This is a genomic window from Pedobacter africanus (assembly GCF_040548825.1).
GTDB classification, from domain to species: domain Bacteria; phylum Bacteroidota; class Bacteroidia; order Sphingobacteriales; family Sphingobacteriaceae; genus Pedobacter; species Pedobacter africanus_A.
Genome location: NZ_JBEPSL010000003.1, coordinates 152,853 through 178,853, shown reverse-complemented (window position 1 = coordinate 178,853; position 26,001 = coordinate 152,853). Strand labels below are relative to the sequence as shown.

Sequence of the window (26,001 nt, the reverse complement as noted above, 5' to 3'; positions counted from 1 at the left end):
CAGGCGGAACTCTTATTGAATTGACTCATATTTAAACCCTAATCATCAAATGTATGATTTTTTATGCTAACGTTAAACGTGGCCAAGGCCACAGTATGAAACGAAAACTCATCATGCGGATCAACTTATCCATATTCTTTTTCTTACTGGCTATCATACAGGTAGCTGCAAAGGATGTATTCGCACAAAGAATTACACTTAATACCAGCAACAGCAGTCTGAACCAGGTGATCAAAGAAATCCGCGCGCAAAGCGGCTATGACTTCTTTTACAACAATGCACTGCTGGCCAAAGCCCGTCCGGTATCTGTTCATGTAAAAAATGTATCGCTGGAAGAAGCCCTGCAGAAATGTTTTGCCAACCAGCTGTTTACCTATCAGATTACCGACAAAATGGTGGTGATCCTGGAAAAACAAGCCAAACCTGAAAGCATGGCAGCTTTACGGCAAACCATCACCGGAAAAGTAGTAGACAGTCTGGGTATGCCCCTGCCTGGCGCTACCGTAAAAGTTAAAGGCAGCAGCAGGGTAACGCTTACCGATAACAAAGGGGTCTTTATTTTAAAGGATGTAGACGAAAATGCCATTCTGGAAATCTCTTACCTGGGCTTTATCAGTCGCGAGCTAAAAGCTTCGGCCAGTATGGGCAACATTGTGCTGCAGGCATCCCAATCGGGGCTGAGCGAGGTGGTGGTTACGGCCATGGGCATATCCCGCGAGAAAAAAGCACTGGGCTATGCCGTGCAGGAAGTAAAATCGGAAGAACTTGCAACAAGGCCTACCAATACCTTAGGTGCCATTTCCGGCAAAGTAGCCGGTTTACAGGTCATCTCTTCCGGTGGTAATATGGGCGGTTCTACCCGTGTTTTACTGCGGGGCATCAACTCCATTAAAGGAAACAACCACCCCCTGTATGTCATAGACGGTACACCGATAGAAGATTCCAATTTCAACACCTCCTCAACCGAAAACGGTAGTGCAGGGAAGGATGTAGGTAACCTGATCCAGGACCTTAACCCGGATGACATCGAGAACATTTCTGTGCTTAAAGGCCCTTCGGCTGCTGCACTTTACGGCTCAAGGGCGGCCAACGGGGTTATCATGATCACCACAAAAAAAGGAAGCAAAAAAGACAAATTCGACATTACTTTAAATACCGGGGTAGATTTCGAAAATATTGTACGCTTGCCTAAAAGGCAGCAGCTATACGGACAGGGTTATGCCAATACCTTCGCCAAAGCCACTATTAGCGGTAAAGAATACAACATCGTAGATTATGCGTCTGATGAAAGCTGGGGTCCAAAACTGGACGGCACACCCGTACTGCACTGGTACAACCTGGACCCGGAATACCCGGCCGATTACCTGAACCCTCAGCCCTGGGTATACCCGGAGCATGATGTGAACTACTTTTTCCGTACAGGGATAGCCAACACCAATAACATTGCCGTTAGCGGAACCAGCGAAAAGACCAATTACCGTTTGTCCTACACCAATAAAAATGTACGGGGTACGGTTCCAAATTCAAGCCTGGGACGTAATTCTGTTAACTTTTCGGGTGCTACGCAACTGGGCATTGTAAATGTGTTCAGCAACATGAGCTATATTAAAACCACAGCCATGGGCAGGCCATGGACCGGTGCTTCCAACCGTAACATTATGCTGGAAGCCTTTCAGTGGGGCGGCGTACAGGTAGACTATAAACGCCTGAGCGAATACAAAAGGGCTGATGGTACCCCACGTGCCTGGAACCGTACCAGCTACCAGAACACCCCTGCAGGAGAAGCCACGCGCTTTATAGACAACCCTTACTGGTCGGCCTATGAAAGTTACCTGGAAGAGAACCGCGACAGGCTTTACGGAAATATAGGCTTTACTGTGGATGCCGCCAGCTGGTTAAAACTGACCGGTAAGGTACATGCCGACATCTATACTTTCGAGTACCAGGACCGTATTGCCGTGTATAGCCGTTCGCAATCGCAATACCAGGAATACAACAACCACGCCAACGAATTTAACTACGAATTCCTGGCCACCGCCAAAAAAGCCTGGGGCGATTTCTCCCTTACCGGAAACCTGGGCGGGAACATCAGGGACCAGAAACGCCGCATCATTGATGGCCTTACCCAGGGCGGACTGATCATTCCGCAGTACTATAACCTTAAAAATGCACCAAGCGTACTGAACAACAACAATGTGTACAAAAGACAGACCTATTCTTTGTACGGCAGTTTCTCTGCAGGCTGGAGGGGCATGCTTTACCTGGATGGAACCTTGCGCAACGACTGGTCTTCTACCCTGCCGGTAAACAACAACTCCTTTGCTTATCCTTCGGTTACCGGAAGTTTTGTTTTCAGCGAACTTCCTGGCCTGAAAAAACAGGAATGGCTTGATTTTGCAAAAATACGTCTGGGCTGGGCACAGGTAGGTAACGATACAGACCCCTACCAGCTGGCCCAGGTTTATGAGGCCCAGCAGGCTTTCAACGGAAATTCTTCGTATAAACTGCCGGGCACACTGAACAATCCTTTGTTAAAACCAGAATTGACTTCATCGGTAGAAACCGGGCTGAGCATACAAATGTTCAAAAACCGCCTGGGCCTGGATGTCACCTATTACCACAACAACAGCCGTAACCAGATCCTGTCGGTACCCGTTTCTGCGGCCTTTGGTTACGACAATAAATTCCTGAATGCGGGTAAAATCAACAACCAGGGGATAGAGGTTACCCTGAATGCCACTCCGGTAAAAAGCGGCAGCTTTGAATGGAACAGCACCATCAACTGGTCGAAAAACAAAAACAAGGTGGTAAAACTGGACGAGGGTGTAAACTCCCTTGAGCTAAGTAACCTGCTGGTAACCCTTGTGGCACAGGAAGGTAAACCTTACGGGCAGATCATGGGTTACGATTTTGTATATGCCCCAGACGGACAACGTGTGGTACAGGCCGATGGCACCTACCTTAAAACCTCGCAGCTAAGGCCATTGGGCAGTGTACTGCCCGACTACCTTTTTGGTTTTCAAAACAGTTTCAGCTATAAGAAATTACGCCTGGGTTTTCTGATTGATGGCAGAATGGGCGGAAGCTTTTTCTCGCAGACCTATAAGGTGGGTATGTACTCCGGTGTGCTCGACCGTACAGCGGCAAACGGCATCCGGGAAAACGGCACCATCGTAGATGGCGTAAAAGCAGATGTGGTATTTCACCCCGACGGGTCGTATACGGTAAGCAATACCAGCAAAAACGACACCCGCATTTCGGCATTGAACTGGGCAAGAAATGAATACAACGGGCCAACCACCTTCAGCATATTTGATGCCTCCTACATCAAATTGAGGGAAGTTACGCTGGGCTATAATTTCGACCTGAAAAAGAACAGTACTGTCCGTGCTATCGGACTTACCTTATATGGCAGGAACCTCTGGAACATTTATACCAAAAGCAAATACATCGATCCGGAGTTTACCAACAGCAACGGCAACGTACAAGGTATAGAGGGCGGTAACATCCCTGTACCCATTACCTACGGCCTGAATGTAAGTGTTAAGTTTTAACCCTAAAATGTACTCAAATGAAATTTTATCATAAAATAGCTGCCCTTGCCCTGTTGTCGGTTACTGCTTTTATTTCCTGCAGCGACGACAAATTTGCAGAACTCAATACAGACCCGAACAGGCCGGGAAATGTACCTACACCAACCCTGATCCTTTCGGCCGAAAAACAGGTTATGGACAACATCAGGCATCTCGATTTTTCGCTGAACGGCACCATGCTGTTTGCACAGTATTACAGCCAGAATATTTACACCGATGTGAGCCGTTACGATATTCCAAGGAACAATTCAGACCGCTACTGGGCAGATGCCTACAAGGCCTTAAACAACCTGAACGACATCATCAACCTGAACACCAATCCGGCCACCAAAGCTTTCGCAGCTGCCGGGGCCGCCGGTACCAATGCCAGTCAGATTGCCATTTGCAGGGTATTGAAGGCCTTTACCTTCCATTCCTTAAGTGACGTTTTTGGAGATATCCCCTACCAGTCGTACGCTGGTAAGGATGCCAGCTTTGAGGCCCTGCAGCAAAACCCAGATAATTATACACCAAAGTATGCCAGCCAGGAAAAGATCTACAGCGATATGCTGCAGGAGCTGGACCAGGCTGCCGATACCTTGTGGAAATATTCGACTGCCAATACTTTCGGTGTTTCCGATATCATTTACAAGGGCAACAACGAGAACTGGGCCAGGTTTGCCAATTCCCTGCGTTTACGTCTGGCCACACGCATCCGTACCAAACAGCCTGCACTATCGCAGCAGCATTTTGCAGATGCCCTGGCACAGGGCGTGTTCAGCTCAAATGCGCATACAGCTGCCTTTAAATACAGCAGCTCTGCACCCAACGAAGCACCGCTTTACCGGGCTACCGTGACCGCCAACCGTAAGGACTTTGCGGTATCGCACATCCTGATCAATTCCTTAAAAGGACAGCTTGGCCCCTTTAGCACTTCTGACCCTCGTTTGCCTGTGTATGCCCTGCCGAACAAAAACAACGAATATATTGGGCAGCCTTATGGTTTACCTCTGGATGCTGCAGGGATTAACGGGCCGACCGACATCAGCTTACCCGGAACACTGGTAAACGCGGCAGATTTTAGCGAGGTGCTTCAGGAATATGCTGAAGTGGCCTTCCTGATCTCCGAATACCAGAACTGGAGCGACAGCGAGTATAAAAAAGGCGTAGTCGCTTCGTTAACACGCTGGGGCATTGCACAAAACACTGCACAAACCTATGCCGATAACCTGCCTGCGGCCAATAAAGAAAGAGTGCTTACCCAGAAATACTTTGCGCTGTACACACAAGGACTGGAGGCCTGGTCGGAAATCCGCCGTACGGGCTTCCCTAACTTCCTGGTAAAACCGAACGATGTGGTATGGACAAGGGTAACCCCAACCGGCACCATCAACTATCAGTTTAAACCCATATTTGGTGATGCCATCCCAAAACGCATGTATTATCCTGTAAAAGAACAAAGTGTAAACAAAACCAATTACCAGCAGGCCCTGGCTGCACAGGGTGACGATGTGATTACAACCCCGGTTTGGTGGAATAAATAAAAATGAATATGAAAAGATTATCAGTTATGCTGTTTTTACTGTTCCCTGCGCTATTGATGGCGCAGGGAAACAAAGCGGATGCCCGGGGCTATATCGTAAAGGTAGGCGAGCAGGCACCGGCCGATTTTAAACTGGTGCTGCACAACGGAGAAACGACCAGCCTGGCGCAGTTAAAAGGCAAGGTGGTTGTACTGCAGTTTACAGCGAGCTGGTGCGTGGTATGCCGTGAGGAAATGCCGCACCTGGAAAAAGAGGTATGGCAGGCCTATAAGGACAAGGGCCTGGTGCTGATTGGGGTAGACCGTGATGAGCCCCTGCCTGTAGTCCGGAAATTTGCAAAGGACATGAAGATCAGCTACCCGCTGGCACTCGACCCCGGAGCAGACATTTTTGGTCGCTTTGCCGATAAAAAAAGTGGCGTTACCCGCAATATCGTGATCGACCAGCAGGGCAAGATCGTTTACCTTACCCGCTTGTACGACGAAAAGGAATTCAAAGGCATGCTGGCAGCAATAGGCCAGCTCCTGAACTAAATCAGGGCGCTATAATGGTGAACAGGTATACTGCAAATATCACCAGCAGTACAATGCCCTGTAAGATATTGGTACGGCCCGTGGCCAGGGAAAGCATAATGGTAAACTGTGCCAGGAGCAATAACACCGTAGCTTTCATATCAATGCCCAGGGTAATGCTCATCCCTGTAAAAATGGAGACAATGGCTACTGCCGGAATGGTTAAGCCAATACTGGCAAGGGCTGAACCTAAGGCAAGGTTCAGGCTGGTCTGCAAGCGGTTCTTTTTAGCCGCCCGGTAAGCAGCAAGCCCTTCCGGCAGTAATACCACAGTAGCAATGATGATCCCCACCAATGATTTTGGTGCCCCAAAATTGACTACGGCATTTTCGATCTCCGGTGCCAGGGCTTTGGCCAGCAGCACGACAATTCCCAGGCACAACAGCAGCAGAAAAGTGCTCAGCAAGGCTGTTTTGGTTGTTGGCGGCGCCGCATGGGTTTCTTCGTTCCCGTCTGCATCCGGTGGCAGGAAGAAATCGCGGTGCCTGATGGTCTGTACCATTACAAAGGCCCCATACAACACCAGGCATATTACCGCTACAAAGATGAGCTGGGCCGAGGAATATTGCGGACCGGGCGTGGTGGTGGTATAGTTGGGCAGGATGAGGGTAAGCACCAGAATTGCCGTAAGCGTAACCAGCGCTGCACTTACACCCGGCAAGCTAAAAACCTGTTCTTTGAACCTGGCACCACCCGCCAGCAGGCATAAACCAATGATTCCTGTTAAAATGATCATCACCGCAGCCAAGACGGTATCGCGGGCAAGTACGGCAACGTCGGGCCCTCCGGTAAGCATGAGCGACACGATCAGCGCCACCTCTATGATGGTAATGGCCAGTGCCAGCAGTAAAGTACCGAAGGGTTCCCCTACCCGGTGGGCAACCACCTCTGCATGGTGTACCGCGGCAAGTACAGCGGCAATCAGCACGGCAGCAAGAAAAAAAGTATAAAAAACGCCCAGGTCTGACGAAATTGCAAAATAAGCAAACCATGCAATTACCGGGGCGCCAATCGTCCATAAAGGCAGTGGTATTTTTTTTATCATCGGTACGGGGTTTAAGTAAAACTGAAAATCGCTGCAATTGCTGCAATTATTATGCTAAATATAACTATCCGGCTGTAGCGTTTCATAAATTTTACACGTCTTAGGATAAAAAAACCAAATGATCATGTATAAAATTGCTTATGTCCTGTTTTGCGCCATCGTGTTTATTGCCTGCCACAAGAAAGAAGACCCTTCCGATTGTGAGCCAAGGGTATGTACTGAAGAATTCCGTTCGCTCCTGATCAGCTTTACCGATAAAGATGGAAAAGGTGTTGCCGTGAAAGATTACAGTGTGATCAACATGAGCACCGGGGAACTGATCAAAACCCCGGTAGTGGCCAGCCTTACCCTGGTTGCCGGCACCTTTGTGGTTATAGACGATTCGCAGCGCCGCAAAGTATCAGCTGCCGGTGATGAACTTAAAATTACAGGGACTTACCAAGCTACCGGGCAAACCAAATCTGCCATTGTTAAAGTTTCGGGCGGAAAATGCGCCTGTCATATAGAAAAGATTTCAGGGCCCGAAAAGATCGTTTTCGATTAACGTTTTTTAGGCAATACAACCACATTAAAAACAACCGGATTTAGCGGCACGTCATTTTTATCTGCAGCCACCGAATTAATGGCGTCCGCTACTTCCATCCCTTCCGTAATTTCGCCGAATAGGGTGTAATCGCCGTCCAGATGCGGCGTACCCCCTAAGGTTTTATAGACCTCGCGCTGCGCTGCCGGGATTTTCCTGTTCTTTTTCTTTTCCAGGGCGTCCAGCTGGGCATCACTCTGCTTTTTACCGGCCACCAGGTAGATCTGCGTAAAATACGACGCTTTTTCAGGATTGTCATCGCGGCCTGCACCTAAGGTTCCCTTTTTATGGAACAGGTTAGGTTTAAGTTCGGCAGCAAACCTTGGCGCCAGTTTTTTAGGGTCACGTTTTTCCCGGTTCAATATGGTATCGTCCAGTTCTCCGCCCTGGCTTACAAAATCTTTGATCACCCGGTTAAACAGGGCATTTTTATAGCTCCCCTTTTTCACTTCTTTCAGGAACATGTCCCTGTGTTTGGGCGTTTCATCGTACAGCATGATGGTGATGTTGCCTTTACTGGTCATGAAACGCACGGAAGTGGATTGGGCAAAAAGCACTTGCGACAAGCACAATACGGAGAGTAAAAAGAATAGCTTTTTCATAAAGGATATGCGGTATCGCTTTTAATTTCCGACATCACGAATGAAGTCTGGATGGTACTGATGCTGGATAAGGTGGCCAGCTTCTCATTATAAAACAGGTTATAATCATCCATATCACGGGTCGCAATCCGGAGGATAAAATCGAATGCCCCGGTCATTTGAAAGCATTCCATTACTTCCTCAAACTTTGCGACTTCCTCTTTAAACTCTTTTAAGCACTCTTTGGTATGGGATTTCAGCAGGACCTGCGAAAATGCAATATGGCTCCTTTCTATTTTCCTGTTGTCCAGTACGGCAACAACGCGCTTAATATACCCATTTTCTTTTAACCGCCTGATCCGCGCATGCGTTGTGGCTATGGATTTATTCACCTTGCCTGCTACTGCTTCATTGCTTTGAGCAGCATCTTTCTGCAAGATCTGTAGTATTTTGATGTCAACTTCATCTAAACCTGTAGCCATGAAAGTAGATTCTAAATTTTAACGTATCAAACAAATCTACGGAAAATCAGCACTTATCGACAGATAATATGAAGGAATAATATTATACCGCTGAAACTTCCTTCTTCTGCAATAGCGAAGCTGTGATCTCTACTGCCCTGGTAATTTCTGCTTCGGTAGTGTATTTGCTGAAAGAAAAACGCAGGGTAGCGCAGGCACCGGCTTTACCAATTGCTTTCATCACATGAGAACCACCGTCGCCGCTGGAACAGGCACTTCCGCCCGATACGCACACACCTTTCATGTCAAACAGGGTTACCAGGAAATCGCTTTGCTCGCTTAATGGGAAACAAACGCTCAATACGGTATACAGTGAATTTTCAGGATTGTTAAAAGAAACGCCGGGAACGGCTGCAGTCAGTTGTTTCCGCATCAGCTGGTTCAGTTGTGCGATGTATTGGCTGTCCTGCCCATAATTGGCCGTGGCCAGTTCAAGCGCTTTGGCAAATCCGATGATGCCTGACACGTTTTCAGTTCCTGCACGCAGTTTACGCTCCTGTCCGCCTCCGAAAATCAAAGGATAGGCCTTGATCTCCTCACTCACATACAGTACGCCTGTACCTTTAGGGCCATGAAATTTATGTCCTGTTGCCGAAGCAAAATGTACTCCGCATTCTTTTAAGTTGATTGGGTAATGACCGATGGTTTGCACACAGTCGGAATGGAACAAGGCATGATTTGCCTTACAAAGTTTGCCCACCAACGAGATGTCAAGCAGGCTTCCAATTTCGTTGTTCGCATGCATCAGGGTTACCAAGCACTTTTTGCCCAGTTTCGATTGGGTAGAAAGCTGCATTTCCAGGTTGGCATAGTCTACCTCACCGCTTTCGGTAAGTTTCACATACGAAAATGTGATGTTTTTGCTGTGTGTATAATGCTCGACCGTATGGAGCACAGCGTGGTGCTCAATAGGAGAAGTGATGATGTGTGTACAGCGCAGTTCGTTCACCGCCATGGCTATAGCCATGTTGTTGCTCTCGGTTCCTCCGCTGGTAAAAATCAATGTGGATGGTTTTACCCCCAAAATCGCACCTATGTTCTTTCTGGCTTCCTCGATGGCCGACTTAACGTTACGGCCCAGGGAATATGCCGAAGAGGGATTTCCAAAATGCTGCTGCATATAAGGCAACATAGCGTTTAAAACTTCAGCATCCAAAGCAGTAGTTGCAGCATTATCAAGGTAGATTGGTTGTTCCATATTTTTGCAAAAAAGATTTTTTAACAAAAATCGTTGCAATTAAAAAAAACATCAATACTACAGCAGTATTCCGTAAATTATATGGAATTTTTAACAATAGATAGCATAAATTCCAGAAACTGAACGGAGTTTATGCGATTTAACTGAAAATCTACAGGCTTAATTGCAAAGTAGTTTCGGATAAAGGGTTTTTATTTCGTCTTCTTTCTTTCGTTTAAGCGGGCATCCAGCAGTTTAATGGCATAACCGCCGACCACACTGCGTGCCTGAAACCCAACCTGCTTACCATTGGTAGTTTCATACCAGTCACTCAAAGGAACCCGGCTTGGCGACTCCAGAACAAATTTATAAATGGGCTGTATGAGCTGCTCAAAATCAGCCTGGTTATCGGTCAGGGTTGCTGTCCACACGATCCAGTCAGATTTGGTATAGGTTTTCCGGCTGTCTAACGGCAATCCGAAGGCATTTTGCTTTTTCAGATAAAAATCGATTTCGTTTTTATACACCGATTTGGGAAAAATATCCAGCTTCAGCAACTTGTCCCATACCAGGTTATACTTTTGGCTCCAGGTATTTTTCAGGTCGAATGTTAAAGCATAGTGGTCTCCGGCCCCGGCCATTTCCATCCATTTTTTTGCCATTTCTTTAGCCATTGGGCTATATTTTGCCGCTGCATCCTTCTCTCCCAGTTGCGCGGCAAGCATGCCATAGCCACCCAAAGCAACAATTGCCTTTACCGATAAGTTCGTATTCCGGGCAAGGTGGCCTGCAAAATCATCTGTACACAATTGATTTACAGGATCAAAACCATTTTTACTCAGGTAATCGGCCCATATGGAAAGTGTTTTCCAGTGTTTTTTAGCATAAATGGCATTGCCCTCAACCCTGGCAATTGCGGCAGTAAGGATCAGCATGTTGCCAGCTTCTTCCACGGGCATGTCTTCGCCGTAAGTTTGCCCGTTAGCCAAAGGGTAAGTGCCTAAGTCGTGCGCAGGAAAGGGTTTTCTCCATTTTCCGCTTTCACTGTAATAGAAAATGCCGTTTAACATTCCTTTTAACAGATCAGTATTGTATACCAGGAACAGAGGTGCCGAGGGGTAGGTTACATCTACCGTATTGATAGAGCCATTGCTGAAGTTCTCTTTAGAGAGAAACAGGATTTCGCCCTGCGGGCTTTCGACTAATTTATGTGCGGAAATGGCCTGGCGATAGGAAACAGCTGAAAGATCAGCGTAAGCTTTGCCCCCGGCTTTCAGGTTTGCCGCGTAATACTGCTGATTGAAGGCACGGCATTTTTGTAAAACCGCAGCCTGTTCATGGGCAGCCAGTGTAAGTTGCCGGTCTATGGTCTGGTTGTTTTTCCGGTTCCACCAGGGTTTAAGGTTGGTGCCAAAATACTGAACAGATTCGATATCATCGTAACCAATCAGTACTGTTTTTTCTGCAGCTGCGGCACTCACGTTAAAAGGCAGTACCGTGGCCAGCGTTAAGTTTTTCCCTTTCGCCGGAACAGCGGGTACTTTTCCGGTTATAAAAGATGAGAGGGCGGTTGGCGATGAAACCACATATTGTTTTCCGCTGTTTTGAGCAACAGCAACATATAAATAGCCCCAGTCGATACGCAGGTCGTCGCCTCTTTTTTGAAGTACGGGCTGTGCTGTTGTGCCTGCTTTAAGTACGGAAAGCACCCCATTTCTATAGCCCGATGCCGCTACTTCCTGAACCGGATTATTGGTAGCTATAGCTGTTGAGGCGCCAAAATAAACCTCTGCAAGGTGCTTTTTTCCATCATTGGCTTTCAGCTTAAATGACACGTAGGAAACCGGCCTGGCCAGCAGGTCCAGGTTATCCATCAGCAAAGGCGATGTGAAAGTCAGTTCGAGATCGACCTTACCTGCGGTAAACTGATAAATGGTTTGTGTGGCATTTATGGTTACGTTATTTTGCCTGGCCAGCAGTACCTGTTTCAATTCAGCCGCAGGTTTTTCAACCGCCAGGCCAACATCCAGCCATTGTCCGCCTGCCGTATTTTTAATATAGGCAGCAATCACATTTTTACCTTTTTTCAATGCCCCCTTTACTTTTTCATCAATGGGGATGTAAACATACTTGCCGGTCCAGCAATTACAGCTGTACACCTCAACCCCATTTAAAAACAGCTGAATATTATCGTCGTGATTGATCCTCAGGTTTAAACCTTTAAGTTCGATCTTGTCCAGGTTAAACTCACGGCGCATCCAGAGCTGATCACTTTTCCATTGGGTTTTGGCCTCCCCATCACCAAAGGGCGCATTTCCGGTTTTCCAGTCTTCATCGTTATAATCTGCTTTTTCCCAACCGGCTGCGGGTAGGCTTTCTGTATATTTTGCGGTATAACGCTGATCTTCGGCTGTTGGTAAAAGTACTTCAAAGTGTTTTTCTGCCATCCCTAAAAAGCTGTAAACCTTTCCGTCAACTTTAATCCATCCAGACAACCCATGGTTGGTACCTGTCCAGTGTTTTGTTGGCGTTGCATTAAGCTGATCGGAAAAGGACCAGATGCTGAAATAAGGGTCATGCGTAACCAGTGGATAGGCTGGTGCCTTGCGCTGCTGGCCAGATGCCACAAGTGTGGTGGCCAGCAGGGCTAAGGAAAGAATAAACTGTCTCATTCGTTTTTGTGTTACGTGTTTTCAGGCTGGTTCATTTACCATTGAATCTGCTGGTCTTCATTAGGTATCAGTGTATTCAGATCGCGCTGCATAGACAAGGTTCCCTCTACCTTATACTTGAGCCTTTGTCCGGGAATGGTGGTGTAATCCTCAAACTCATAAGACAAATAAAGTGTAATGTAAATGTGTTTCAGGTAAGGAAGTTTTGCATCCCAGGCTTCATCTTTGGTATAGTAAGATTGCGTTGTCCCGATCTTGAATTTGTTGTTCTGTGTATTGTCGCTCCAGATTTCCAGTTTTTTCTTTTGAACGTCGATCTTCTCGTCTGTAAACTTAACAAATACCTTATAATTTTTGCGGTCAAGATAGTCGATATCCCTGATTCCGGCATAAAGAAAGATCGTTTTATTATCCGCAACATAAGCCCGGTGGGTATTTAAAGTCAAAGGCTCGGTATCTCCGTCAAGGAATATCTTGTACAAGGTCCCTCCGTATTCACCAGAATAATCGTTAAATGGTGTAATCCGCAGCATTGCCCTCCGATAGGTTTTGTTTGGGTTCGCTTTATAATCGTACGATGGATCATCTAAAATCTGTAAGGGCAAAACCCATTTGTCGGACTGGTCCAGGTCACCCATCGTAAAATCGATAGGCAATGTGACGGTACTTTGTCCCTCAGGGACGGTGACCGTTTGGGGCAGATTGTAATATTTGCTATCCAGTTGCCTGAAGTACAGTTCCTGACGATGACCATATTGCTCCCGGTTTAACCTGGCCAGCGTATCCGGATCCAGGCCGATATGGATGGTACGGCTTTTATTGTTTGTTGTGGAACCGCTCATGATCACCGGGAGTTCGAAACGTACTTTTCCATCGGGACTGTACCGCAGATAAGTCCAGGTTACTCCCTGAGCGCCGGGGATTGCTTTAAATGAAGCCATTTGGCTAAACTGTTCCTCCTTCCATTCGTCTTTACAGGAAACAAAGCCCAGGGCTGTTGTCAGCGTTAAAAATAATAGATATATGTTCTTTTTCATATTGCTAAGTAGGTTATTCAGGATTTGTCCAGCCCGGGTTTTGAGTCAGGTATTTGTTGCGTTTAAGCTCGTCAAAATGGATAGGCCAAAACCACATTTTAAGCGTAAAAATAGAAGGCAGCGATGGCGTCTCCACCGGTATATGGAAAAGGTCTGCCTGAGCCTTGGTGGCATAGGAATTATATCCGTAAACAGGAGCAGACTCCTCTGCCGGGGCATCCGTCCAGCGGCGTAAATCGAAATAACGGTGTCCTTCAGCAAAGAGTTCAATCTGGCGTTCTCTTTTTAATTTTATACGGAATTTTTGCTGGTCGGCATACACCTCATTGGTATAATCGGCCAGGCCGGCCCGGATGCGAACAGGTTGGATGCCTTGTTTCAATTCTCCAACATTTCGTGCTATGGTATGCGTTTTCCTGCCGTCCCACGAAGGGATACTATAGGAACCATTCAGTTCGTTCAGCGCCTCTGCATAAATCAGCAGCACTTCCGCATAACGAATAGCGGGATCAGCTTTCTGTTTCATACGGGTCTGATCGTAGGGAGTAACCGTCACATTACTGATGTCATCCGGGTGTACATACTTCTTTATACCAATCCCCGTACGTGTCCAGTAGGTGGTATTTTTATAGCCGTTAGGGTCTCCCCGATAATAAAATATCTGTACATTTCTTTTTTCATCTCTTGTAATATCTGCATTCAGGAAATTCCAGGTAGCACCATTATAGGAAACCGAAGCATAAAAGCGAGGTTCACGCTTTACAAACTGTTTACTTACGTCGACACCCAAGGGGCCTAATTCAGGATAATTGGTCAATTCTGCTGATTTCACAAAACCTGTCGTGCGTTTCTCCGTATTGTAGCGATCCTGATAGCCCTGTCTTCCTGCATACATGTCATTCATTCCCGGTATATCGCTACCATCATTCATGTAATAGGCATCGATCTGCTTTTGTGTCATGCCATGTGAATTGTAGCCCTTGCCTTCCAGACGTGGCAGCTGATGCAGCACCATCACATTAATACCTTCACTGCCCAGGTTCTGGCCGCGGGTAAAGATCAGTTCCGGATTCTGATAAGCAGGAACTGTTCCATTAAATATTGCCCGGTAGGATTCAAACGGGTCGATGTTTCTCCAGCCGGCTGGCCAGTTGTTGTTAGAAAAATTATTATCGGCCGGAGGTGTTACAGTTGCCGGATAGGCAGCATCCCCGGTTTCTTTTCTGTAAGCCACATACAACTGGTATTGCCCCAGGTCCATGACATCTTTTGCTGCCGCAGCAGCCCTTGCCCATCTGGATTCATCATATGTTGGGGAAAGCAGCGGCTTACCTTCCTTGTCTACCATTGCTGCAGCGACCTCTGCCGGGGCTTTTCCATTAGCTAAGGGGCTTGCCGCATACAACAGTACTTTGGCACGAAGGGCCAAAGCGGCACCACGGGTAGGCCTGGCAATCTCCTGTATCCCCTGCTGGAGCGGAAGCGCCTTCGCTGCTTCTACAAGTTCGTTAGACAAATAAGTTGCACATTCTTCATAAGAATTTCTTCGCTGGGCGATTTCATCATACTCTTTGGTGTAATCGATCCCTTCGTCAGGTACTATCGGCACCGGGCCATAGGTTCTTAATAATATCCAATAGTAATAAGCTCTTATAAAACGGGCCTGTGCCTTGAGGTTTGCAATTTCCGCTGCGGTAAACGCTTTATTGATATCGATATTATTCAGGAAAATAGAAGCCTGCCGAATTCCCTGGTATGCCAGGACCCATATTGTTTTGCTTTCGCCATCCAAACCATTTTCAGTGTACTGACCATTTTTCCATCGCTTATATTCATCATTTTCATCCCCATAAAACATGTCATCTGCAAAATTAAAGGGCACGGCTTTCTTACTGCTTACATCCTGCAAATGGTTAGTGCTCAGAAAGGAATAAGCCCGCGCCAACCACCTGTTTGCATAATCTGAGTTGGTAAAAACATCGGAAATGGTCATTCGCTCATCAAACAGGTAATCTGAGTCGAGATATTTTTTACATCCGCCAATTGTTAAAACAGACGCTATAAGGATTGAAATTATAGATATTTTTTTCATATTCTTTTTCTTATAGATTAACTGATAATCCCACTGAAAACGTTCTACTTAGCGGATAAACTTTTCCATTCGGGTTTCCTAATTCCGGGTCCCAGAGCTTGAATTCTGAAAAGGTCAACAGATTTGTGCCTACGAAAAACAAGCGGGCATTACTCAGCCGCATTTTATTGACAAAAGTCTTTGGAAAAGAATAACCAATATCCAGGGTTTTCAAACGCATATACGCCCCGTTTTTGAGCCAGAATGTGGACCTCCTGTAATTGTTCGAATTTGCGCCATAGGTCAGACGGGGATATGCAGCATTTGGGTCTTCATTCCTGCCCAGTATCCAGCGGTTGCTATTGGCCAGCTCATTCAATATATTGCCCCATCCATCACCACCCTGGAACATATAAACCGAAGTGCCGTCGATGAAATAACTTGATTTTCCTACTCCCTGAAAATGGACATTGACATCTAATCCTTTCCAGCGGGCAGCGAGGCCAAATCCATAGGTCAGGTTCGGCCTGGTTGTTGCCCCAATCGCCACGATATCATTATTGTCAACCTGACCATCTCCATTTATATCTTTATATTTGATATCGCCAGGCATAACTTCGCCAAATGTTTGCAGGGCACTGTTCCTGATATCATCGTAGTCTTTAAACAGTCCTAAAGCAACCAGGCCGCGGGCCTGGTTTATCCGGTGTCCCTCCTCCAGTTTATATCCGTAAATGGTGTTTTCTTCATCTCTTTCGAGGATTTCATTTTTACTGAAAGTGATGTTGCCACGCAGCGTAAAATCTATTCCATATAGCTTTTGATTGAACGCAAAATTACCGTCAATCCCCTCTGCTTTTACTTCACCTACGTTGGCAGATGGGTTACTTTCCAGCCCTACAAATCCCGGAAGAAAATTACGGCCCATGTAAATCCCTTCACGACGCTCGCGAAAGAAATCTATGGCCCCGCTGAACCGGTCCTTGAAAAAGGAGTAATCGATACCCAGATCTTGTTTAGTGGCAATTTCCCAGGTAACATTAGGTGATGCTATTGAGGAATAACGGATACCATCCCAAAGATTCGTAGACTCATAATCGCCAAAGTTGTATCCACCGCCCGTCATTTGTTCAATAGTATAGAGATAAGGGAACCTGATATCGCCCATATTGTCGTTTCCTGTTCTCCCATGTGAATAGCGGAGTTTGAACATGTTCACCCACCCTAATTTTTTAATCAGGGGCTCCTCTCCAATGTTCCATGCACCCGATATGGCCGGGAAAAATCCAAACCTGTAATCTTTATGGAAATTCTCCGAACCAGTATATCCGAAATTGAAATCAATAAAGTACCGGTAGTTCCAGTTGTAATTTACACGTCCGGCCAGGCCCTGGTTACGGCGGGCAATTCCGTTTTTAAGGTCGGTGCCAATGTTCTGGGTAAATACCTTGGAAGCTTGCGTGTATTTTGCCACGGCTCCGAAATGGTGGTTCCCTAAATCTTTGTCGTAATAAAGGTCCCACTCAAAAAAGTCTCTTCGGTCTCCGTCTGAGCCAGCCGATTGCGTCATTTTTTGTTCTTCTGCTACGCGTGTAAATACAAGTGCGCCATCTGTATTGCGGTACCGGCTTGCGTTCCACAATTCCGGGCGTTTAAATCGCTTTACCCAATTGTTGTTATAGGTATCATATCCGTACCTTCCGATAAACCTAAGTCCTTTGGTAATAAAATCCAGTTTTTGTTCCAGGTTTAATGTGGTCTGGATGTTGTTTGTCCAGCTTTCGTTGTAACCGGTCATTGTTCCCTGCACCCAGGGATTGAGGTTGTCATTTTTTCCTGTCCATGACGGTATTTTTCCATCCGAATACCTCATCGGCATCATGATGGAATTGTATCCCATCAGCGAGGTCCAGATGGCATCGGTCCCTACTCCGGGATCATTCTGTTTTCGCAACGAGCCGGAAACCCCTACCCTCAGCAAGGTAGACTTGGTAATGTCCATATCTACGCTCAACCGATAGGTATATTTTTTGAAATCCGTATTCGTATTGTAATCACCCAAAGCCTCGTCCACCTTGTACATCCCCTGCTGGTTCTGGTAACTTCCAGAAACATAATACCGTGCTGTTTTTCCACCACCGCTTAAATTCAGCAGGCTGCGCTGGCTTTTCGCACCGCCCCGCAGCAAAACGTCCATCCAATCTACGTTTGGAAACATATCGGGATCTAAGCCCAGGCGGAGTATTTCCATTTCTGATGCAGAATACAGCGGCTGCTGGTTCCGGGTAACCTTAGCTTCGTTGGCAAGCGATGCATAGGTATATCCATCTACAAAATCGGGGAGTTTGGTTGATGTGCTGTAAAATCCCTCAACCTTGGCATTGATCTCTACTTTTCCCTCCTTTCCACGTTTGGTAGTGATCAGTATTACACCATTGGCACCACGACTACCATATATAGCAGTTGCAGAGGCATCTTTTAATACGGAAAAGGATGCTACATCTTCTACATTGATTTCATTCATGTCGCGCTCAAAGCCGTCTATCAATACCAGGGCAGAACTGTTGGCCCCAAAAGTGGAGATACTGCGTACCCAGAATTCGGACACACTGCCGGGCCTGCCCGATGTCTGCATGGCCTGAATGCCGGGTACAACTCCGGCCAGGGCATCGGCCATAGAGGTAGAAGGATTTGACTTGAGCCGTTCTACATCTACTGTAGTAATTGCGCCGGTTACGGCTATCCTTTTCACAGTACCGGTAGAAGTAACTACAACTTCATTAAGTTTGCTGGCATCTGTTTCTTTCATGGTCACATTGATGACCCGTTGCTCTTTCACCAATACCTCTTTCTTTTCATACCCGATATAGGTAAAGATCAGGGTTTGGAAGGGGCGCATCCTGATGCTGTATTTTCCGTCGGTAACGGTCGTAGTTCCCAATCCCGGCATATTACTTACGGATATGCTTACCCCAATAAGGGGTAGTTTTTGTTCGTCGAGAACAACTCCTTTCACGATCACCTCTTCCTGCGCCAGCGCAGTAAAGAAAATCCCAAGCAACGCCATGCATGTTAGTAAAATAAATTTCATCATTTATATCGTGTATGTTAATTATTTATTCTTCTTTAGCTATTTTTCGAATCAGCCAGTTTCCGGTATCACCGATGTAGAAACATTTCTTCGTTTCATCATAGGCTATAGCCTGCGGGCCATTAAAACGGGCTTCCGTGCGTAAATCGCCGTCGGCGTATCCGCTTGTACCATTATTTCCACGTCCGGCGAAAGTGCTTACCCTTCCCTGTGGTGTCAAAATACGTATGGCATGATTTGCTCTGTCGCAGAAGTAGAAATCGTACTGATCTCCACCCGTCACTTCATAGTCCGGATTTTTCACAAATACACCCTGTACAGGATTGTTCAGACGAGCACTTGTACCTATTCCGTCTGCATAGCCTGAAGTACCCGCAGCACCACAGATCGTATATGGCGTTTTAAATATTTTCTTTTCACGGTCATAATCTGTACGCATGATATAATGTTTATCATATTCCATTAAATAAGCATAGTCTCCTGAAGGATGTACAACCAGATAAATTGCTACTGGATTATATGGATTTGGGAATGCCAATTTGTCTTCCCTGGTGATAAAATCATATCTGCGGACATCTCCCCCTCTATACCTCGAATAATACAACTCTCCATTTTGCGGATGAACCATAGTACCGTTCACGCTCCGGGCATAAACTTCTATGGCCTGCTTCTGAACAAAGTTCGATTCACGGGAAAATATATAGTTACCATATTTGGTATCGCTTGTATGGTCATGAGAAACAATCATATCCTGATTTCCATCAATCTTCCAGTTTATTATAGATACTTTGTCAAGATTAGTTCTAAAATAACTCACATATTTTCTATCGAAATCAATCAAACGACTACTATTGGTGCCGGCTGTAAAATAGAGATGGCTGGGATTTTTTGGATCAAAAGAAAGCCACAAAATTCCTTTAAAGGCACCACAATCATCAAACGGTCCTTCTTTCTCTTGAAAATCGGTTCCTACCTGATAATATTTCCCCAGAAACGTAGAAACAAGCCATTTTTTCGTATAGGAAAATACATCTTTTGCTTTAGCCTGTGCAAGCTCTGCCTGGTTATCATCAAGAATGCTTACCTGTATATCTCCGGCATAAGCCCCGTCCGGAATGATACAATACAGACTGCTGTTCTTTACCCCTATAATTTTGGCGATCTTTCCTCCTATCGTTACTTTTATTTTAGAAAGGTCGTTCCCGAAATTATCTCCGTATAAGACCAGGTTGTTTCCTACGCCCCCCTCTTTAGGGAAAAAGTCTGTGATTACTACAGGTTTAGCGGGATCGTATGCTTCCTCTTTCTTTACTTCGTCCTGCTTGCATTGAGTTAAGCAGAGCATCATCAATCCGAGCAACATCCAATGGATTTGCCAGCGTCTGACATTGTTTTTAGTTTTCATATACAAATTGCTTTTTATCCGACAGGCGTCGGGTTACATTACATTTAATATTCATTATAATTTAACCGGCAGACCATAGGATCCGGGACAGCAGCCGGACAGCCCCAAAAGCCATACTGGAAAAATATATTGATAAGAAGATTATTGTTTATCCTGGTTAGTTTAAGCTAACCTAAGCAACTGAATTGCAGCAAAGTAAATCTCTGTTCATATGGTGGTTATTGTGCTGCCTTTGCTATCGTTGCTAGCCAGAAGAGCGTAGGGAGCTGGTTTATGATTTGGTTTGTTAACATCAAATTAAACGATTATGCTTTACATTATCTGTTCAACTTTTTGTCGAATTATCTCAAAGTTTACTGGCTTTGTGCCGTCTTTTTGCGAATAGAAAATGCGTAAACCGAATGACTTTCATACACCTGTCCGGGTTTTAAAACTGTTGTCGGAAACGCGGCCTGGTTAGGGCTATCCGGAAAATGTTGTGTCTCCAGACAAAATGCAGTCCGGAACTCATCCAGTCCTTTACGCAGCTTATTTTTACGTTCCATAAAATTACCTCCATAAAACTGCAGGCCAGGTTCTGTGGTATAGATCTGCATGACAATGCCACTTTTTTCTCCTTCAACTTCAGCAGCCAATACATTCAGGCCAGCCGCATCCAATACATAATTGTGATCATAGCCCTTACCAAAGCGGAGTTGTTCATCTGGCAGATCCAGCCTTTTGCCAATGCTGGCCGGCCTGCTGAAGTCAAATGGTGTGCCCGCTACAGGCTTCACTTGCCCTGTAGGGATTAATGTGCTGTCTACCGGGGTATAGTTTGCAGCATTGATCTGCAGTAAATGATCGTTTATGGATCCGGAGCCCTCGCCATTCAGATTGAAAAAAGCATGATTGGTCAGGTTTACAACCGTAGTCTGATCTGTTTGGGCGCGGTAATCCAGCTTCAGGCGATTGTCGCTGGTCAGGGTATAAGTAACACTGGCTTGTAAATTACCAGGGAAGCCTTCCTCCCCATCGGCAGAGCGATAGCTAAGGGTCAAAACAGAATCGCCCTGCTTTACCGCATCCCATACTTTGTATTGAAAGCCCTGCTTCCCTCCGTGTAGTGTGTTAGGGCCATTATTTACAGACAACTGGTAATCCTTACCTTCCAGTGTAAACTTTCCGGCCGCTATCCGGTTTCCATAGCGCCCGATTGTTGCGCCAAAATAGGGCTCAGTACTGTTGATATAACCGGCCAGACTGTCAAACCCAACGACTATGCTGGTTAAATCCCCTTTCTGATCGGGAACCAGCAGCGACACAAGCCGCCCCCCATAATTGGTTATTGCAGCACACATACCGGCGCTATTTTTTAAAAGGTACAATTCTACCGGCTTCCCTGCTATTACCTGTTTGAAATTCCCCTGACCAGGGATCAATTGTTCGTTATTTTTATTGTTTACTGAACATCCGGTAGCCATCAGCACCAGGAAACAACTCATCAATAGTAAGTTTTTTTTCATATTTGGTTTATCTGTTAGGTACTTGTTTTTTTAGATCGGGATGATATATGGCAACACCGACTTTCGAGTCTGCGCAGCCGTAATAAAGGAACCATTTTTCCTTAAACCAGGCCATGCCTTCAATAAATACGGTCCCATTCTGGTATTGCCCGCTTTTTTCAAAGGGTTCGGCAGGCCAGAAAAAAGGGACATCCAGCCGGTCCAGTAGCCTGGTCGGATCTGTTTTGTCGAACAGCATCTGACCTGCACAATAGGCCCCCCCGGCATAGCGCTTATCGCTGTTGTCACCTGTTTTGTTTTTACCATTATAAAGCAGCACGATCCCTTTTTCGGTCAGGATAGCCGGCGGCCCGCATTCGGTCATATCGCTATCAAAAAAGCCATTTCGCGGTGAAGCCAGTTTCAGCAATGCCCCCTGCCCGTCCAGCAGAGGTTCCCAATCTACCAGGTTTGATGAACTTGCAGCATAGATATGTCTTTCGCCCCAGTACATGAAATACCGGCCGTTCTGTTTAACAATAACCTGCCTGCCGCCTTTAACCTCGGTTAAAATGGATGCTGATTTTGTAGGGATGTCATGAAATTTTCCTTTCCAGGCATCCTGAAATATCGGGCCGTGCTTTGTCCAGTGGATAAGGTCTTTTGAGGTTGCAGCAGCCAATCTGGGCACCTTTCGGTTCCATTGGGTATACAACATAAGGTAAGTCCCATCTTCGGTTACTGCAATCCGGGGATCTTCACATCCACCTGGCCATTCAAACGCTTGCTGATCGTCCTGACCGGGATAAAAAACAGGCGCTGCTTTTCGTTTAAATTGCAGGCCATCCTTACTAACTGCATAGCCCAGCCTGGAAGTGCGGCGGCCAATTTTAACACCGCTTTTGTCTTCTGCCCGGTAAAGCACCACAATCTTTCCATTTCTTACCGCAGCTCCGGGATTAAAAGTATCATTGGCCTGCCATTGAATGCTGGAGTTACTCATCGGATCCCAAAAAGTAGTCGTCGTATCCGGGGAGATGATGGGGTTTCCCCCCTTCGGCCGCACAAAATCGCCCAGGGCCCAATCGGGAAGTGTACGCCTATTTTGTGCTGAACTATCGATCCCTGCACAAATTATCAATATCAGGCTTAGATGAACAAAATAGCTATTTTTCATATATTGATCCTGCAAAGGCTGGTGCATTTGCCCGGAAAAGCATCTGCAATAGGGTTTATAATTGGTTAACTGCTATCAAAGTAAAGGATTGCTCTTTGCAATATTTGTTCATCTTTTTGTCGTTTTGTCTCAATCTTCTGTTTCATCCCGCACAAAATTTTTCCTAAAAAACTGGTAACCAAGAACTAATAAGACCATCTAATTTACAGGTAACGGATCGTTAACCGGCCAGCAACGATATAACCAGGCTATTTATATATATTTGAATAAACCAGACTATGCGGCCGACACTTTCATTTGCTTTTCTTCAAATGATACTGTTTTTTGCAGTTTTTAACTGCAGGGGGCAGTCCTATTATTTTAAGCACTACCAGGCCGACGATGGTCTGGCCCATAATTCGGTAGCCTCCATCATTCAGGATAAGAAGGGCATGATCTGGATAGGCACCCGCGCCGGCCTGAACCGCTTTGATGGCTATACTTTTAAAACCTACAAAAACGGGAACAACAAATTTGGCAACATAGGGAACAACGTGATCAACACCCTTATTGAAGATAAAAATGGAATGCTCTGGGTGGGTACCGGCTGGGGGATTTTTAAATATGACCCTTATAAAGAAGCTTTTACCCCGCTTGATGCAGCACCCCAGATTTACATCAACCATATTGTGGCAGACGATCAGAACAACCTGTATTTTCTGGCAGAGCGAAAGTTGTACAAGTATATTCAGAAAGAAAATAGAGTTGTTGACCTGAAAATCCGGGCTTCCTGCCTGGCTTTTGACAGCGACATGAATTTATTGATGGGTACTGATGACGGCTTTATCAGGACCTACAATCTGCAGCGCAAATCAAGCACAAGTGTGCGGGTCATTTCCCCGCATGTTCCCCCGAATCTCCGTTCTATCAGTAAAATACTTCCGGCAAAAAATAATGAATTGTTGATCGGATGCTTTAAACAGGGCCTGAAAAGTTACAATACCAAAACCGGACTGATCAGGTCGTTACCTTTGCGTAACAGCAACAACACCGATATCTATGTGCGCGATATTACAGCTGCCAGCGACAGGGAATACTGGGTGGCTACCGAATCGGGCATTTACATCTACGATCTGGTTACCAACACCAGCCGCAACTTACGTAAACAGGCAGGCGATCCTTATTCTATTGCAGACAATGCCGTTTACACGATTTGCAGGGATAACCAGGGCGGGATGTGGGCAGGCACTTTTTTCGGGGGATTAAATTACTATTCCAAAGAGAATGCAAGGTTTGAGAAATACTATCCCTTACAGGGCAGCAATTCTATATCCGGTACTGCGGTACGGGAGATCTGTTCGGACAATAAGGGGAACCTGTGGATTGGGACAGAGGATGCCGGCATTAACAAACTTCATTTAAAAACAGGAAAGTTTACCCATTATTCTTCGACAGGAAAAAAAGGAGATGTATCCTACCCTAATATTCATGGATTATTGGCGCTGGACGATCAATTGTTCATCGGGCCATTTTTACATGGCATGGAAATCATGGATATCAACAGTGGTTTAATAAAGGAGCGTTTTAAACTGATTGGTGGCAAGGGCGATCAGGTCAGTGACTTTGTTCTCTGCGTTTACCTGACAAAGGACAGTACGCTGCTGATCGGTACCGCTTACAGCGGCTCAGGTTTATTTAAATATGACAGGAAACGCAAAACCTTTACCCGCATTCCGCAAATTCCCTATAATTCCTATGTTTTTGACATCAAAGAGGATGAAAAAGGGAACATCTGGACCGGCAGCGTAGCCCAGGGTGCGTTTTATTATAACCCTAAAACGGGGAAAAGCGGTAACATCCGCTTTGAAGACAAGATTAAAGGGAAAACTGTAAATGAGTTTCCTGTATATGGCATACTGGAAGATAGTGACCATTCCATGTGGTTTACTACCGAAGGCGGCGGGATGATCAGGTTGAGTCCTGACCGAAAGACGTTTAAAAAATTCACCACTGAAAATGGCCTGCCCAGCAATGTTTTGTTCCGTATGCTGGAAGATGACGATAAACGGCTCTGGATAAGTTCACTCAAAGGCCTGATCTGTTTTGACATGCGTACAGAACAATTCAAAATTTACACGCAATCCAATGGGTTAATTACCGACCAGTTCAATTTCAATTCGGCCTATAAAGACCGCAACGGTAAAATGTATTTTGGTTCTGTAAAAGGCATGATCGCTTTTGACCCAAAAACATTTGAACAAAAAAATGCAGGTCCATCGACTTACATTACCGGCTTTCAGATCAACAATAAAGAGATCGGACCTGGCATGGACAACAGTCCGCTCAGTAAATCTATTTTACATACCGATACCATCGTCCTCCGGCACGACCAGAACAATTTCAGTATAGAATTTGCTGCATTAAACTACTCATCGCCCGAGGTTACCCGATACACGTATTTAATGGAGGGGCTCGACAAAAACAGGACTTATCTCAGCAGTAACCGCAAAGCCTATTTTACCGATTTATCGGCAGGCGATTACACCTTTATTGTCCAGGCCAAAAGCAATATAGGCCGCTGGACGGGCAAGGAGCGCCTGCTTTTCATTAAAATCCTTCCGCCCTTCTGGAAGAGTTATCCTGCATATTTCTGCTATTTACTGGTATTCGCTATCAGCCTGTTCTGGTCGGTGCGTTACTATCATCGTTACCTGGAACGCCGGAACCAGAATAAACTGCAGCTGTTTGAACATGAAAAGGAAAAAGAGATCTACCAGGCCAAGATCGAGTTCTTCACCAATATAGCCCATGAGATACAAACCCCGCTGACCTTGATCTTGGGTCCGGTTGAGCGGATGATTAAAAAGGTTGCGGAACAAGAAGGATTGAAAAAAAGCCTGCTAATGGTTGAAAAAAATGCGAAACGTTTGGCCGAGCTGACCAGTCAGCTCCTTGATTTCCGCAAAACCGAAATGAACCAATTCGGATTGAACTTTGTCAATACCGACATCAACCACCTGCTAAATGAGCAAATTTCCGCGTTCAGACAGGAAGCTGAAAAAAACAATATTTCCCTGGGTATGGAGTTACCCAGGAACCACATTACCGTCTTTGCAGATAGGGAGGCTTTGGTAAAGATTTGTAGTAACCTGATCTCAAATGCCATAAAATATGCCGCAAGTACGGTGATGGTCGGCCTGGCTGCGGTCCAACCTGACGACGAACAATTTACCATCAGGTTTAGCAATGATGGCAGGGGAATACCGGAGGAATTCAGGGACAAAATATTTGAGCCGTTTTTCAGATTGTACAGTAAAGATAAGCCGGGCACAGGCATAGGGCTTTCACTGGCCAAATCCCTTACGGAATTGCACAATGGCTCGCTCAAATTAGTTTCCGGCAACACCAACATGATCGTTTTCGAATTAACTTTACCCATACATCAAAAATTTGAATTTAAATTAAGCAGCTGGAAAAAGATAAAATGAGT

The 26,001-nt window shown here is 45.8% G+C and carries 16 protein-coding genes; 5 read left to right on the top strand and 11 right to left on the bottom strand.

Going from position 1 to position 26,001, the window contains the following annotated elements; translation table 11 throughout:
* The first annotated feature begins 95 nt into the window (after positions 1 to 95).
* The 3 genes from ABIE26_RS16380 to ABIE26_RS16370 are packed head-to-tail and all read left to right on the top strand — an operon-like array spanning position 96 to position 5,649.
* On the top strand, positions 96 to 3,554 hold the full coding sequence (locus tag ABIE26_RS16380; protein ID WP_310143734.1) for a SusC/RagA family TonB-linked outer membrane protein: 3,459 nt from the start codon (positions 96 to 98) through the stop codon (positions 3,552 to 3,554).
* A gap of 17 nt (positions 3,555 to 3,571) precedes the next feature.
* A complete protein-coding gene (locus ABIE26_RS16375) occupies positions 3,572 to 5,116 on the top strand; it encodes a SusD/RagB family nutrient-binding outer membrane lipoprotein (RefSeq protein WP_310143732.1) in 1,545 nt (514 codons plus the stop codon).
* A gap of 8 nt (positions 5,117 to 5,124) precedes the next feature.
* Complete coding sequence (locus ABIE26_RS16370) at positions 5,125 to 5,649, top strand: TlpA disulfide reductase family protein (protein ID WP_310143731.1); 525 nt, start codon at positions 5,125 to 5,127, stop codon at positions 5,647 to 5,649.
* A gap of 1 nt (position 5,650) precedes the next feature.
* Here the strand turns inward: ABIE26_RS16370 and ABIE26_RS16365 are convergent, their stop codons facing one another.
* The gene (locus ABIE26_RS16365; protein WP_310143728.1) at positions 5,651 to 6,733 is read right to left on the bottom strand and encodes a calcium:proton antiporter; all 1,083 of its coding nucleotides are present in this window, start codon (positions 6,731 to 6,733) and stop codon (positions 5,651 to 5,653) included.
* Positions 6,734 to 6,857: 124 nt separating this feature from the next.
* Between ABIE26_RS16365 and ABIE26_RS16360 the strand changes: the two genes are divergently transcribed.
* The gene (locus ABIE26_RS16360) at positions 6,858 to 7,277 is read left to right on the top strand and encodes a hypothetical protein (RefSeq protein ID WP_310143726.1); all 420 of its coding nucleotides are present in this window, start codon (positions 6,858 to 6,860) and stop codon (positions 7,275 to 7,277) included.
* Here ABIE26_RS16360 and ABIE26_RS16355 read toward each other — a convergent pair.
* From ABIE26_RS16355 to ABIE26_RS16310, 10 genes are all read right to left on the bottom strand, one after another.
* A complete protein-coding gene (locus ABIE26_RS16355; RefSeq protein WP_310143724.1) occupies positions 7,274 to 7,918 on the bottom strand; it encodes a peptidylprolyl isomerase in 645 nt (214 codons plus the stop codon). The two genes, ABIE26_RS16360 and ABIE26_RS16355, sit on opposite strands and share 4 nt — an antisense overlap.
* Positions 7,915 to 8,379: an Lrp/AsnC family transcriptional regulator gene (locus tag ABIE26_RS16350; protein ID WP_084237246.1), complete on the bottom strand. Its 465-nt coding sequence runs from the start codon at positions 8,377 to 8,379 to the stop codon at positions 7,915 to 7,917. The genes ABIE26_RS16355 and ABIE26_RS16350 overlap by 4 nt, the downstream gene beginning before the upstream one ends.
* An 82-nt stretch (positions 8,380 to 8,461) precedes the next feature.
* Complete coding sequence (locus tag ABIE26_RS16345) at positions 8,462 to 9,616, bottom strand: cysteine desulfurase family protein (RefSeq protein WP_310143719.1); 1,155 nt, start codon at positions 9,614 to 9,616, stop codon at positions 8,462 to 8,464.
* Positions 9,617 to 9,807: 191 nt separating this feature from the next.
* The gene (locus ABIE26_RS16340) at positions 9,808 to 12,267 is read right to left on the bottom strand and encodes a glutaminase family protein (protein ID WP_310143716.1); all 2,460 of its coding nucleotides are present in this window, start codon (positions 12,265 to 12,267) and stop codon (positions 9,808 to 9,810) included.
* 35 nt (positions 12,268 to 12,302) lie between these two features.
* On the bottom strand, positions 12,303 to 13,304 hold the full coding sequence (locus ABIE26_RS16335; protein ID WP_310143713.1) for a DUF4973 domain-containing protein: 1,002 nt from the start codon (positions 13,302 to 13,304) through the stop codon (positions 12,303 to 12,305).
* 13 nt (positions 13,305 to 13,317) lie between these two features.
* Positions 13,318 to 15,396 carry a RagB/SusD family nutrient uptake outer membrane protein gene (locus ABIE26_RS16330; protein WP_310143711.1) on the bottom strand — a complete coding sequence of 693 codons (2,079 nt, stop codon included), beginning with the start codon at positions 15,394 to 15,396 and terminating at the stop codon, positions 13,318 to 13,320.
* Positions 15,397 to 15,406: 10 nt separating this feature from the next.
* Entirely contained in the window at positions 15,407 to 18,469 is a 3,063-nt protein-coding gene (locus ABIE26_RS16325) for a SusC/RagA family TonB-linked outer membrane protein (RefSeq protein ID WP_310143707.1), read from the bottom strand.
* Between the two features lie 22 nt (positions 18,470 to 18,491).
* Positions 18,492 to 19,871 (bottom strand): IPT/TIG domain-containing protein, encoded by a 1,380-nt coding sequence (locus ABIE26_RS16320; RefSeq protein WP_310143706.1) that lies wholly within the window; start codon positions 19,869 to 19,871, stop codon positions 18,492 to 18,494.
* A 353-nt stretch (positions 19,872 to 20,224) separates the two neighbouring features.
* Positions 20,225 to 21,376, bottom strand: a complete 1,152-nt coding sequence (locus ABIE26_RS16315) for an aldose epimerase family protein (RefSeq protein WP_310143703.1) — start codon at positions 21,374 to 21,376, stop codon at positions 20,225 to 20,227.
* A gap of 7 nt (positions 21,377 to 21,383) precedes the next feature.
* Complete coding sequence (locus tag ABIE26_RS16310; RefSeq protein WP_310143698.1) at positions 21,384 to 22,532, bottom strand: glycoside hydrolase family 130 protein; 1,149 nt, start codon at positions 22,530 to 22,532, stop codon at positions 21,384 to 21,386.
* Positions 22,533 to 22,843: 311 nt separating this feature from the next.
* On the opposite strand from ABIE26_RS16310, the gene ABIE26_RS16305 reads away from it, so the two are divergent.
* Complete coding sequence (locus tag ABIE26_RS16305) at positions 22,844 to 25,999, top strand: ligand-binding sensor domain-containing protein (RefSeq protein ID WP_354376113.1); 3,156 nt, start codon at positions 22,844 to 22,846, stop codon at positions 25,997 to 25,999.
* Positions 26,000 to 26,001 lie beyond the last annotated feature (2 nt).